This is a genomic window from Micromonospora sp. NPDC048999, assembly GCF_040649295.1.
In the GTDB taxonomy this organism is placed as follows: Bacteria; Actinomycetota; Actinomycetes; order Mycobacteriales; family Micromonosporaceae; genus Micromonospora.
This window is the reverse complement of the sequence record NZ_JBEZFI010000001.1, coordinates 745,087-757,788: the sequence shown is the minus strand read 5'-3', so window position 1 is coordinate 757,788 and position 12,702 is coordinate 745,087. Positions and strand designations below refer to the sequence as shown.

Genomic DNA, 12,702 nt, shown 5'->3' with positions numbered 1-12,702 from the left:
GTGCGGGCCCTTCGTCGTGCTGTCGCGGCGTCAGCCCTGAACGACGTTCAGGTCGAACTTGGCGGTCACCTCGGGGTGCAGCTTGATGCTGACCGCGTAGTGGCCGAGCGACTTGATGTGACCGGGCGTCTCCAGCCGGCGACGGTCCAGAACCGGGCCGCCGGCCGCCTTGACGGCGTCGACGATCTCGGCCGGGGTGACCGAGCCGAAGAGCCGGCCGCCGGTACCGGCGCGGGCCTTCAGGTTGACCTTCAGGCCCTCGATCTGGGCCTTGACCTCGTTGGCGTGGCCGAGGTCGCGGATCTCCCGGGCCCCGCGGGCCCGCTTGATGACCGTGACCTGCTTTTCCGCGCCCTTGGTCCAGACGATCGCGAAGCCCTGCGGCAGCAGGTAGTTACGGCCGTAGCCGTCCTTAACCTCGACGATGTCGCCCGGGGCACCGAGGCCGGACACCTCCTGCGTCAGGATGATCTTCATGTCGGTGCCTCCTCTCAGCGGGCCGTGGCCGTGTACGGCAGGAGCGCCATCTCGCGGGCGTTCTTGACCGCACGGGCGATCTGCCGCTGCTGCTGCGAGGTCACGCCGGTCACCCGCCGAGCGCGGATCTTGCCGCGGTCGGAGATGAACTTGCGCAGCAGCGCGGTGTCCTTGTAATCGATGTAGGTGATCCCGTCCTTGTCGAGCGGGTTCACCTTCTTCTTCGGCTTGCGAAGTGCCGCAGCCTTGGCCATTGCTCTTGCTCCTGGTTTGCGATCGCGGGCGCTCGGCGCCATTAGAACGGGGGCTCCTCGTCGAAGTTTCCGCCGCCCGAACCACCGCGCGAGGGAGCCGGCGCAGCCGAGGCCCAGGGGTCGTCGAAGTTGCCTCCGCCGCTGCCCTGGCCACCACCACCGCCGAAGCCGCCACCGCCGCCCGAGCGGGACATCTTCTGCACCTTCGCCGTGGCGTAGCGCAGAGACGGGCCGATCTCGTCGACCTCCAGCTCGATGACGGTGCGCTTCTCACCCTCGCGGGTCTCGTACGACCGCTGACGCAGCCGGCCGGACACGATCACCCGGGCGCCGCGCTGCAGCGACTCGGCGACGTTCTCGGCGGCCTGCCGCCAGACCGTGCACGAAAGGAACAGCGGCTCGCCGTCCTTCCACTCGCCGGAGGCCTTGTCCATGAACCGGGGCGTCGAGGCGACCCGGAACTTGGCGACCGCCGCACCGGACGGGGTGAACCGCAACTCGGGGTCATCGGTCAGGTTGCCGATGACCGTGATGGTGGTGTCTCCTGCCATGACCATCTCCTCGCGCACTCATCAGGTCTGTCGTACAGGCTCTCAGAGCCCTCTGACAGAGCCGATGAGGCTGATCCGGACGAACCGGGTGTGGATGCTTAGCGCATCTCCGGCCGGATGACCTTGGTGCGCAGCACGGACTCGTTGAGCCGCAGCTGACGGTCCAGCTCGGCCACCGCCTCCGGCGTCGCCTGGAGGTCGATGACGGCGTAGATGCCCTCGGCCTTCTTGTTGATCTCGTACGCGAGGCGCCGGCGGCCCCACACGTCGGTCTTCTCCACCGAGCCACCCGCGGTCCGGATCACGTTCAGGTACGTGTCGAGCGACGGGGCGACGGTGCGCTCCTCGAGGCTGGAGTCGAGGATCACCATGACTTCGTAATGACGCAAGACGTGCTCACCTCCTGTGGGCTAAGCGGCCACGGTCCTTCCGTGGCAGGAGGTCGTGCGTCGTTGCCCGTGGCCGGTCCCGGGGGGACCCGGTCGGACGCGGGCAACCGGACCAGGATACCCGGTCGGGACGATCATGCCCGGGCCGGTCGTGCCGGGTGCCCGGATGCGGCGACAGGGGCCCACCTCGGCCACGAGCACCGGAGGTGGACCCCTGTCCACGGGGCCGCGGGGCGTCCCGTCCGCATTCCTTGGGTGGGACCTGGGGAGGAACGACCACACCGATGAGGTTGGATCGAGGACGCCCCGCGGAGCTTTATCGTGTTGTTACCTGCTCTGACCATACAACCGGTCTCGTCACCTGTAGGGGGAATTAGCAGAATTTGCCCCGATATCCTGCCGCCTGCGGTCAGGTGTGCCGAGCCGAACGGATCCCGCCCCGTCGTGCCGGGCCGCACGGCGGGGCGTCCCGTTTCCGGGGGTCTCCCCTGCACCCGGGCGCCTGTGGACCGCGCCCAGGTGGAGCGTCGACCGTCGATCCCACCTCGGACAACGACCGCGGGGCCCGCTGGTGACGCCACCCGCACCCGGTGCGGGGCACCGACACGCGCGTCCTGCCCGCTCATCACAGGCGCGACGTAGGCTGCCGTGCATGCGAATCGGAGCCCACGTCGATCCGACCGACCCACTGGCCGAGGCGGCCGCCCGGGACGCCGAGGCCGTGCAGTTCTTTCTCTCCGATCCTCAGGGGTGGAAGGCCCCGAAGGCCCGGGAGGACGCCGAGCGGCTGCGCGACGCCGGCGTCGACCTCTACGTGCACGCGCCGTACGTCATCAACGTGGCCACGCTGAACAACCGGATCCGGATCCCCAGCCGCAAGCTGCTGCTCGGCCATGCGGCCGCCGCGGCGGCCATCGGGGCCAAGGGGCTGATCGTGCACGGCGGTCACGTCAACGCCGGGGACGACGTCGCCGTCGGCTTCGACAACTGGCGCAAGACCTTCGCGTACGCGGCGGAATCCGGCGGCTTCCCGCTGCCGGTCCTCATCGAGAACACCGCCGGCGGCGACAACGCCTGCGCCCGTCACCTCGACGCGCTGGCTCGGCTCTGGGACGCGCTCGGCGACTACGAGGTGGGCTTCTGTCTCGACACCTGCCACGCGCACGCCGGCGGCGAGGAACTGCTGGGCCTGGTGGACCGCATCAAGGCCATCACCGGCCGGATCGACCTGATCCACGCGAACAACTCCAAGGGCGCCTTCAACTCGGGGCAGGACCGGCACGACAACCTCGACGGCGGGACCATCGACCCGGAGCTGGTGGTGGCGGTCATCCGGGCGGCCGGTGCGCCGGTCATCGTGGAGACGCCGGGCGGTGTCGAGGGCCAGGCTGCGGACATCGCCTTCCTGCGCCGACAGTTGGGCGCGGGGGCGGCGGCATGACGACCGAGCAGTCCGACGCCACCGGCGGAGCCGACGGGCCCGAGAAGACCGACGAGGCCGAGTCCGCCGGCGCGGCCACCGAGAAGGACACGCCCACCGAGAGTGCGCAGCCGGCCGACCCCTGGTCCGCCTTTGGTCCCGCCCCGGATCCCGTGCTCACCCGGCCACGCCGGGCGGTCCGCGCGGTGGGCCGGTTCCTGGTGCACGAGTGGACCCTGGCCGCCGTCGCCTCGCTGGTGCTGGCCGTCCTGATGACCTGGCCCACCCTGTATTACGCGCGCTACACGCTGCCGCAGGACTACTGGGACCCGAGCCTCCAGTCCTGGCAGATGGCCTGGTCCGGGCACATTCTGCTGACCGACCCCGGACAGCTCTGGCAGTCGAACACGTTCTTCCCCGAGCGGTGGAGCTTCGCCTTCTCCGACACGCTCCTCGGCTACGCGCCGGCCGGCATGCTCGGTCACGGCCCCGAGGACGCCGTGCTGCGTTACAACATCATGTTCGTGCTGGCGCACGCCCTCGCCACGCTCGGGGCGTACGCGCTGGCGCGGCAGCTCGGCGCGGGTCGGATCGGCGCCGCGGTGGCCGGTGCCGCCTACGCGTACGCGCCCTGGCTGCTGGCCCAGGCCGGGCACCTGCACATCCTCTCCAACGGCGGCATCCCGCTGGCGCTGGCGATGCTCGCCCGGGGGCACGGCTGGTCCCTCCGCCACGGCTACCGGCCCAAACGCCGCCACGCCGGCTGGGCGTTCGCCGGCTGGCTGGTGGCGGCGTGGCAGCTCAGCCTCGGCTTCGGCATCGGGCTGCCGTTCGCCTACCTGCTGGCCGGCATCGTGCCGGTCGCGGCCGTCATCTGGTTCGCCCGGCGCTGGGTGGTGCGGCCGGTGAAGCGCCCGTTCGGTGGCCGGCTGCTCCTCGCCGACGGGCTTGGGGCCGTGCTCTTCGCCGCAGTGGGCGCGCTGCTGGCGGTGCCGTACTTCAAGGTTGCGGAGCTGCACCCGAACGCGGCGCGGACGCTCGCCGAGATCAACTTCTACTCGCCGCCGGCCAGCGGGTTCTTCACCGCCCCGGCGGAGTCGCGGATCTGGGGTCCTTTGCACGAGGGGGCGCGCGCCGTGCTGCCCTGGCACTCGGAGATGACGCTGCTGCCGGGCTTCGTGCTCTACGCCCTGGCGGCCGGCGGGCTCTTCTTCTCGGTCTGGCGGGTACGTCACCGGATCTTCCTGCTCGCCGGAGTGCTGGTGACGATGGCCCTGGCCATGGGCACCAAGTTCTTCGGCGGCCGGTTCACCTACGTGCCGCTCTTCGACTACCTGCCCGGCTGGAACGGGCTACGCACGCCGGGCCGGCTGATGCTCTGGACCACCCTGCTGCTCGGCCTGCTCGCCGCCGGCGCGGTCACCGCGTTCTGCGCCCGGGTACGCGAACTCGCCGCCGAGCGGATCCCGTCGTGGCCCGGCCCGTGGCTGCGGCTGGCCACCCTGCTGCCGCTGCTCCTGGTCGTCGTGGAGGGGTTGAACATCACCCCGCACCCGGTGGTGCCGGAGCAGCCGGCGGTGATGCGGGTGGTCGACGGCCCGATGCTGGTGCTGCCCAGCAGCCAGGCGCTGGACCAGTCGGTGATGCTCTGGTCGACCAGCCGGTTCCAGGACGTGGTCAACGGCGGCAGCGGTTTCACCCCGGTCCGCCAGGCCCAGGTGCGCGACGTCGCCGTCGGGTTCCCTGACCAGGCCAGCGTCGACTTTCTGCGCCAGCTCGACGTGAAGACCGTGGTCGTGCTGCCCGATCTGCTCGACAACACCCCGTGGGAGGGGCTCCTCGACCGGCCGACCGACGGGCTGGGCATCTCCCGCGAGGAGGTCGGCGACGCGGTGGTCTACCAGCTGCGCTAAGCGGCGGCGGGCGCGGTCACCGGATCGGTGGGCGGGCGGACGCGGTTGCGCCAGCGCTCGTGCCAGGGGGCGTCCTCGGCGCCGTCGAGGACGCCGCCGTCCGGGTCGTCGGCGTACGTGGCGCGGACCGCGTCGCGCTCGGGGCGGACGATGTCCCGGATCACGAAGCCGCAGAGCACCGCCACGGTGACCAGCCGCAGGCTGGCCGCCAGCACGAACACCCCCTCGGGGAAGACCGGCCGGCCGGTGGTCGAGCCGAGCAACTCGCCGTAGAAGGCGGCGAAGTAGCAGATCTCGGCGACCTGCCAGGCCAGGAAGGCCCCCCAGCGCGGCCGGGCGAGCACGGCGAGCGGGAGCAGCCAGAGCACGAACTGCTGGGACCAGACCTTGCTGAAGATCAGGAAGGCGGCGACCACCAGGAAGGCGAGCGACGCGAGCCGGGGCCGGCGTGGGGCGAGCAGCGCCAGCGCGGCCACGCCGACACACGCCATCCCGAAGAGCAGGTACGACACCCAGTTGAGGGTGGAGATGTGGGCACTCAGCCACTCGAACGGCCCGAGGTCACCCGGCTCGGACGGGCTGACCTTGCCGTCGAGGTAGCGGCCGATGTACCAGAGGGTGCCCCAGTCGATCGGCCGGGTGGTGTTCAGCTCGAAGAACCGGTTCCAGTTGTCCCGGTACGGGATCGCCACCGGCAGGTTGACCACGACCAGCGCCACCAGGCCCGTCGCGGCGGCGGTGAGCGCGGCGCGCAGCCGGCCGGCCCGTAGCCCGAGCACCACGATCGGGCCGAGCAGGAACAGCGGCCACAACTTCGCCGCCCCGGCCAGGCCGAGCAGGACGCCGGCCGTCGCCGGGCGGCGACGCGCCCAGGCCAGCAGCCCGAACGCGGCCAGCCCGACGGCGAGCAGGTCCCAGTTGACGGTGGCGGTGAGCAGCAGGGCCGGGGCGAGCGCGAACATCGCCGCGTCCCAGGGTCGTCGGCGACGCAGGTTGAGGATGACCGCGACGGTGGCGACGGCGAGCACGCTGAGCACCAGCGCGTTCAGGTTGTAGAACCACTGGCCCTGGTTGATGCTCGGGTTCTTCACGCCGAGGGCGTGCACCGGCAGGCCGAGCGCGCCCATGAAGTAGCCGGTCAGCACCGGGTACTCCACCGGGTGGTCGGCGTAGGGCACCTTGCCGTCGCTGAGCCCTTCGGCGTAGTAGAGCGCCAGCACGTCCGTGTAGCACATCCGGGTGTACTGCACGTTGTTCTGCCAGGCGCCGTTCTGGCAGGGCGACTTCTGCACCCAGTGCAGCGCGAGCGTCAGGCAGACCAGGGCCAGCACGATCCGGGCGGCGGTCCAGAACCGGCCCTCCCGGTCCACCGGCCGGTGCAGGGCGACCGCGTGGTCGCCGAGCGGGCCGCCGATCAGCTCCGAGGCGCCGCGGACGAAGCCGTCCGAGCGGGACGGGTGATCCACGGGTCCGCTCTCATCGATGCGCGCCGTCGACTGGGTGCTCATGGACAGGCATCCTGCCGCATGTCGGGGTATCCCGTCCCGTCTCAACGGCAGAAATTTCGCTACCCGGACACGGCGACGGCGGCCGGACCACTGGTCCGGCCGCCGTCGTCAGGCCATGCCATCAGTACGTCTGGCGTGGTGGCGTGCTGGGCAGCAGACCACCACCGCGACCGCCGTTGCCGTTGCCCTGGCCCGGCCAGGGGAAGCCGTTCCCGTTGCCGTTGCCGTTCCCGTTGCCGTTGCCGTTCCCGTTGCCGTTGCCGTTCCCGTTGCCGTTGCCGTTCCCGTTGCCGTCCTGGCAGAACCCGGGGATCGGGCAATCCGGCTGCTCCTCGGGCGGCTGCTCGACCGGCTTGACGCCGTTGCCGGCGTTCTGGTCGCCCATCCCGGTGACCGACGGCAGGGGCTCCTTGTCCGTGCCCTCCAGCGCGGCGTTCATGAACCGCTGCCAGATGGCGCCCGGCAGGGAGGAACCACCGATGTTCTGGCCGTTCTTGTCGATGATCTCCGGCTTCTTCTGGTCCCGACTACCCACCCAGACGGCGGTGGCGAGCTGCGGGGTGTAGCCGACCATCCAGGCATGGGCGTTGAGCGAGGCGTTACGTCCCGACTCCCAGGTACCGGTCTTGCCGGCGGCCTGCCGACCGTTCTGCAGGGACCGGTTGTTCGGCCCGGGGATCTGCTTGAGGACGCCGGTGACCTCCTTGGCGACGTCGGCGCGGATCCGCCGCTGCGGCTTGAGCTTCTCGCTGGCGACCAGCTCCCACTTGCCGGTGTCCACGTTCTGCTTCTCGACCTTCATCACGAAGTGGGCCTTGTTGTAGGTGCCTTCGTTTGCGAGCGTGGCCACGCCGTTGGCGTGGTCGAGCACGGTGACCGGATACTGGCCGTACGCCAGCACCCGGTCGAACTTGCTCGGGGCGAGATCTTCCGACTTGTTCTTGGTCAGGTCATACGCCTGGGGCGGGTCGACGGTCCAGACCGTGGACACACCAGCCTGCTTGGCCATGTCCAGCACGGTCGACGGCTTGATGTCCTCGGCGAGGTGGAAGAACGGCACGTTGTACGACTGAATGGTCGAGTATTCCAGCGTGCAATATTTGCCGCAGGTCCGGCTCACATCCCGGTTGGCGTTCTGAATCGGGGCGCCGTAGCCGTCGGGCGTGAACGGGGTGGCGTCCCAGTGCGACTTCACCGAGATGCCGGCGTTGACGGCCGCCGCCAGGCTGTAGATCTTGAAAGACGAGCCCGGCGGATGCCCGCCGGTCAGGTCGCCGTTCTTGTCGACGTTCTTGCCGGCGTAGTCGAAGTCGACGCCACTGTCACCGCCGTAGTAGGCGCGCACCCGGCCGCTCTTCGGTTCGATCGAGACCAGCGCGGCCATCAGGTTCTTGGGCTGGCCGGCGAGTTCGGAGTTCTTCTTGGCCCGCATGGCGGTGTTCTCCGCCAGGGTCTGGAGCTTCGGGTCGATCGTGGTCTGGATCCGGTATCCGCCGTCACGCAGCGCGTCGACACAGCTGATCTTGTCGGCCGCCCCGGTGTCGGAGCAGATGCCCCACTGGTCCATCTCCTGCCGGACATAGTTGATCACGTTGCCGCGGGGGCTCTTCACGCCGAAGCCGGTGTCCGCGACCGCCTTCGGCTTCAGGACGTTCTTCGGATACTCGGTCGGCCGCGCCGGCGTGTTCGGCGCGTTGAGCCAGCCCTCGATCTCCATACCGTCGAGCACGTACTTCCACCGCGCCTGGGCGTCTTCCGGGTTGACGGCGGGGTCGTAACCCCGGTGCGCGTCGGTGGCCTCCGGCTGCTTGATCAGGCCGGCAAGCACCGCGCCCTCGGCCGCGTCCAAATCCTTCGAGTGCTTGCCGAAGTAGGTCTGCGCCGCCGCCTCGATGCCGTACGCGCCGCGCCCGAAATAGATCACGTTGAGGTAGTGCTCCATGATCTGGTCCTTGGTGAAGGTGTCGTTCAGCTTCGAGGCGAGCATCGCCTCCTTCACCTTCCGGGCGTACGTGTCGTCCTTGAGGCTCGCGTAGGCGTTGCGGGCGTACTGCTGGGTGATGGTGGAGGCGCCCTGCTTGTCGGAGCGGGTGAGGTTGTTCCAGGCGGCCCGGGCGATGCCCTTGTAGTCCACGCCGGAGTGCCGGTAGAAGTTCCGGTCCTCCGCCGCGGCCACCGCGTGCTGCACGTGCACCGGAATGTCAGCGATCTTGACCAGCTGACGGTTCTCCTCGCCGAGCTTGGCCAGCACCGTCTTGTTGTCCTTGGCGTACACCGTGGTGGACAGCGGCATCGGCAACTGGTCGGGGAGGACGACGTTCGTCGAGTAGTAGGTGAAACCGACGACGCCGATACCCGCGATCATGATGAAGACGGCGAAGCCGGCGATCAGGATGTTGATCCGCCGGCGCTTCTTCGCCCGGGCCCGCGCGGCCGGGTCATCACCACGGCCACCGCGACCACTGCGGCCGGGACCGTTCGGGCCGCCCGGCCCACCGGAGCCGCCACCCGCCGCGCCGGACACACCGGCCCGGGCCACCGCGGCCCGTCCACCCGCCGAGCCGACGCTCGCCCGCCCGGCCGTACCCACGCTGGCCGCGCCGACGGAGGCGCGCCCGGCCGGCGCACCCGGAGAGACCGGCACCGAGGCGCGGCCCGCGCCCGCCGCCGCACCCGGCGACACCGGCACCGAGGCGCGGCCGGGCCGACCCACCGAGGCCGAGCCGGAAGCACCGCGCGGTGCCGGGGCCACACCGCCGACCGAGGCGCGTCCGCCGGACGCGGAGCCGCGGGGCGGCACGGAGGCGCGCGCCGAGGCACCGCCTTCCGACCCGGATGACCAGTCGTTCCCGCGCGGGCTACCGCCTTGATCGTGGTCGCCGTACGGGCCCGGGATCTGGGCCCGCCCACGCGAAGAACTGGGATCGCCGTAGTTCATTCCTCACACCCTGCCGGTCGCGATGGGGCGCAGGGGCGCCGCCACCGGGTTGCCGTGAGCTGGAACACGAGTCGCTACCCCCCGGGCGTACCGGGGTGCAGCGATCGAATCCGACCTAATCGGACCAATCAGACTTGAAGGCTGTCGATCGCCCCGCCCATACGTCGGACCGGGGTCGACCGGCAGCGCCGAACTCACCGTTGCGCCTCTCGCCTCCGACGAGGGGTGGAGCCGGCCGGAGCGGACGAGCCACTCACCGCCTGCGGCTCCGACCCGTCCTCCGCGATGCCGGGCAGCCCGTCCAGGCCGAGCAGGTACTGCTCGACGAGATGGTTCCACGCACAACCGGGGCAGACCTCCACCACGAAGACCTGGAACTCACGCAGCGTCATCGCCAGGACCGACAACTCGGCCCGGGTACGCGCCTGCCCGGCGGACTGCTTGAGTTCGTCGCCGTAAATGTAGTGGACATGCACGAGGTTGTCGCTGCGGCAGATCGGGCAACGCTCCTCGGTGGGTTCGCCGTGGAACCGAGCCGCGTTCTTCAGGTACGGGGAGGCGTCGCAGACGTCGTACCGGCCGATCCGGGCGGCGAGCAGATCACGCAGCACCGCTCGCTTCCGGAGCGAGTAGTCGACGACCTGGCGCTGCGTACGCATGCGGCAAAGGGTACGCGGTCCGGCCGGATGAGGCGACCACCGTCACGATCCGTAATCGCAAAACCGCATGTCGAATAGTTTGCCCTAATCATGGGTCTCCGCTAACGTGCGATGTATCGGTCCGATACATCGCGGCGGTTACGCCTCCACGCCAGGGGTAAGAAGGGGTGGCCCGTGCTCGAGCTCGCCATCCTCGGCCTCCTGCAGGAGGCTCCGATGCACGGCTACGAGCTGCGCAAGGAGTTGGCCGCCAAGCTCGGCGCCATCCGGGCGGCGATCAGCTACGGCTCGCTTTACCCGACCCTGCGCCGGCTGCAGGCGGCGGGATGGATCACCGAAGCCGCCGAGGCACCCGCGACCGCCGAGGAGGTTCCCGCGCTGACCAGCCGCCGTGGTCGGGTGGTCTACACCATTACCGCGGAGGGCAAGGAACGGTTCGCCCAGCTGATAGCGCAGGCTGGACCCGAGACGTACGACGACACGGGCTTTGGCGTGCACTTCGCGTTCTTCGCCCGGACCGACCAGGCCACCCGGCTTCGGATCCTGGAAGGTCGCCGCCGCAGGATCGAGGAACGTCGCGAAGGCCTTCGCGACGTGCTCGGCCGGGCCGCCGAGCGACTCGACGCGTACACCCTGGAGCTGCAGCGCCACGGCCTAGATGCCTGTGAGCGCGAGGTCCGCTGGCTGGAGGAGCTCATCGCCAACGAGCGCTCCGGCCGAGCCCCGACGGTCCCGGAACCCGGGACGGCCGGCGGTCGACGAGAAAACGAAAGCCCGCCCCCGCCTGGAGAGTCCAGGACAGAGCGGCCGTGATGAAAGAAGAAGGAGGCAGACGCTATGGGCTCCGTCCGCGTCGCCATCGTCGGTGTGGGTAACTGCGCCTCGTCCCTCGTACAGGGTGTGGAGTACTACCGGAACGCCGACCCGACCGACCGCGTCCCGGGTCTCATGCACGTCACCTTCGGCGACTACCACGTCTCCGACGTGAAGTTCGTCGCGGCGTTCGACGTGGACGCCAAGAAGGTGGGCATGGACCTCGCCGAGGCGATCGTCGCCAGCGAGAACAACACCATCAAGCTCTGTGACGTGCCGCCGACCGGCGTGACCGTGCAGCGCGGCCCGACCTTCGACGGTCTCGGGCAGTACTACCGCGAGATCATCGAGGAGTCGGACGTCGAGCCGGTCGACGTGGCCCAGGCGCTGCGCGACGCCCAGGTCGACGTGGTCGTCTCCTACCTGCCGGTCGGCTCCGAGCAGGCCGACAAGTTCTACGCCCAGGCCGCGATCGACGCCGGCTGCGCGTTCGTGAACGCCCTGCCGGTCTTCATCGCCTCCGACCCGGAGTGGGCCAAGAAGTTCGAGGACGCCGGCCTGCCGATCGTCGGTGACGACATCAAGAGCCAGGTGGGCGCCACCATCGTGCACCGCGCCCTCGCCAAGCTCTTCGAGGACCGCGGGGTCGAGCTGCTGCGCACGTACCAGCTCAACTTCGGCGGCAACATGGACTTCATGAACATGCTGGAGCGCAACCGCCTGGTCTCGAAGAAGATCTCGAAGACCCAGTCGGTGACCTCCCAGATCCCGCACGAGATGGCCAAGAGCGACGTGCACATCGGCCCGTCGGACCACGTGCCGTGGCTCGACGACCGCAAGTGGGCGTACATCCGCCTGGAGGGCCGTTCCTTCGGTGACACCCCGCTCAACGCCGAGCTCAAGCTCGAGGTGTGGGACTCGCCGAACTCGGCCGGTGTCATCATCGACGCCGTCCGGGCCGCGAAGATCGCGCTGGACCGGAAGATCGGTGGCCCGATCCTCTCCGCCTCCTCGTACTTCATGAAGTCCCCGCCCGTGCAGTACGCCGACCACGACGCGCACGCCGCCGTCGAGGCGTTCATCGCCGGCGAGATCGAGCGCTGACGATCTGACCGTCGAGGGCCGGGTCCACACGGACCCGGCCTTCAACGTCATTGGGGGCCGAAATCCACCAAGATCTTCGCCTATCCGGCTAAGCGGGACACGCTTCTCGGCGCTCAGCAGCCGGGTGACCAGGCCCGTTCCAGGGCCACCCGGGCCTCCAACTCCAGCAGGGTCACCTTGCGCGGCAGGCCGCCGCCGAAGCCGACCAGCTTGCCGCCCGCGCCGACGATCCGGTGGCAGGGCACGATCACCGGGATCGGGTTCCGGTTGCAGGCCACCCCGACCGCCCGGGCCGCACCCGGGTCACCCACCGCCTTCGCCACCTCGCCGTAGGTCTTCGTCTCCCCGTACGGGATGCGGGTCATCTCCCGCCACACCGCCCGCTCGAACTCCGACCCCCGGGGCGGCACCACCGGAACGGTGAACTCGGTCAGCTCACCGGCGAAGTACGCACGCAGCTCGGCCAGCGCGCGAGCGGCCACCTCGTCGCCGGGCTGCTCGACCGCCGACTCCACCCAGCCGAAGTGCGCCCCGCGGACGGCCTCGCCGTCGGTGCCGACGGAGAACTCTCCGATCGGCGAGTCGAGCACGGTCCAACCCATGCGGCCATTCTGCCCCGCGCCCGCCGCGCCATCCGCATCCCGTCCAAGATCGTGCTGAGTGGTCGCGCAGCCGG

At 70.0% G+C, this 12,702-nt stretch carries 12 protein-coding genes; 4 read left to right on the top strand and 8 right to left on the bottom strand.

The window, feature by feature from the left end:
• Window positions 1–30: 30 nt before the first annotated feature.
• From rplI to rpsF, 4 genes are all read right to left on the bottom strand, one after another.
• On the bottom strand, window positions 31–477 hold the full coding sequence (gene rplI, locus AB0C02_RS03665) for a 50S ribosomal protein L9 (RefSeq protein ID WP_357540700.1): 447 nt from the start codon (window positions 475–477) through the stop codon (window positions 31–33).
• A 14-nt stretch (window positions 478–491) separates the two neighbouring features.
• Window positions 492–731 (bottom strand): 30S ribosomal protein S18, encoded by a 240-nt coding sequence (gene rpsR, locus AB0C02_RS03660; protein ID WP_007073789.1) that lies wholly within the window; start codon window positions 729–731, stop codon window positions 492–494.
• Window positions 732–772: 41 nt separating this feature from the next.
• Window positions 773–1,300: a single-stranded DNA-binding protein gene (locus AB0C02_RS03655; protein ID WP_357540698.1), complete on the bottom strand. Its 528-nt coding sequence runs from the start codon at window positions 1,298–1,300 to the stop codon at window positions 773–775.
• A gap of 80 nt (window positions 1,301–1,380) precedes the next feature.
• Window positions 1,381–1,671, bottom strand: coding sequence for a 30S ribosomal protein S6 (gene rpsF / locus AB0C02_RS03650; RefSeq protein WP_067301247.1), 291 nt, complete (start codon window positions 1,669–1,671; stop codon window positions 1,381–1,383).
• Window positions 1,672–2,323: 652 nt separating this feature from the next.
• On the opposite strand from rpsF, the gene AB0C02_RS03645 reads away from it, so the two are divergent.
• Window positions 2,324–3,112, top strand: a complete 789-nt coding sequence (locus AB0C02_RS03645; RefSeq protein ID WP_357540696.1) for a deoxyribonuclease IV — start codon at window positions 2,324–2,326, stop codon at window positions 3,110–3,112.
• Complete coding sequence (locus AB0C02_RS03640; RefSeq protein WP_357540694.1) at window positions 3,109–5,004, top strand: hypothetical protein; 1,896 nt, start codon at window positions 3,109–3,111, stop codon at window positions 5,002–5,004. The genes AB0C02_RS03645 and AB0C02_RS03640 overlap by 4 nt, the downstream gene beginning before the upstream one ends.
• On the opposite strand, the gene AB0C02_RS03635 is transcribed toward AB0C02_RS03640, so the two are convergent.
• The 3 genes from AB0C02_RS03635 to AB0C02_RS03625 all read right to left on the bottom strand — a co-directional run bounded on the left by AB0C02_RS03635 (window position 5,001) and on the right by AB0C02_RS03625 (window position 10,109).
• Window positions 5,001–6,512, bottom strand: coding sequence for a glycosyltransferase 87 family protein (locus AB0C02_RS03635; RefSeq protein WP_357540692.1), 1,512 nt, complete (start codon window positions 6,510–6,512; stop codon window positions 5,001–5,003). The genes AB0C02_RS03640 and AB0C02_RS03635 overlap by 4 nt on opposite strands.
• A 121-nt stretch (window positions 6,513–6,633) precedes the next feature.
• Window positions 6,634–9,450, bottom strand: a complete 2,817-nt coding sequence (locus AB0C02_RS03630) for a transglycosylase domain-containing protein (RefSeq protein ID WP_357540690.1) — start codon at window positions 9,448–9,450, stop codon at window positions 6,634–6,636.
• Window positions 9,451–9,644: 194 nt separating this feature from the next.
• On the bottom strand, window positions 9,645–10,109 hold the full coding sequence (locus AB0C02_RS03625; protein WP_357540688.1) for a DUF5318 domain-containing protein: 465 nt from the start codon (window positions 10,107–10,109) through the stop codon (window positions 9,645–9,647).
• A 174-nt stretch (window positions 10,110–10,283) separates the two neighbouring features.
• Between AB0C02_RS03625 and AB0C02_RS03620 the strand changes: the two genes are divergently transcribed.
• Together AB0C02_RS03620 and AB0C02_RS03615 are read left to right on the top strand one after the other, a co-directional pair.
• Complete coding sequence (locus tag AB0C02_RS03620) at window positions 10,284–10,922, top strand: PadR family transcriptional regulator (RefSeq protein WP_357540686.1); 639 nt, start codon at window positions 10,284–10,286, stop codon at window positions 10,920–10,922.
• Window positions 10,923–10,946: 24 nt separating this feature from the next.
• Entirely contained in the window at window positions 10,947–12,026 is a 1,080-nt protein-coding gene (locus AB0C02_RS03615; protein ID WP_357540684.1) for an inositol-3-phosphate synthase, read from the top strand.
• A gap of 113 nt (window positions 12,027–12,139) precedes the next feature.
• Here AB0C02_RS03615 and AB0C02_RS03610 read toward each other — a convergent pair whose 3' ends face one another.
• Complete coding sequence (locus AB0C02_RS03610) at window positions 12,140–12,628, bottom strand: methylated-DNA--[protein]-cysteine S-methyltransferase (protein ID WP_357540682.1); 489 nt, start codon at window positions 12,626–12,628, stop codon at window positions 12,140–12,142.
• Between the last annotated feature and the right edge of the window lie 74 nt (window positions 12,629–12,702).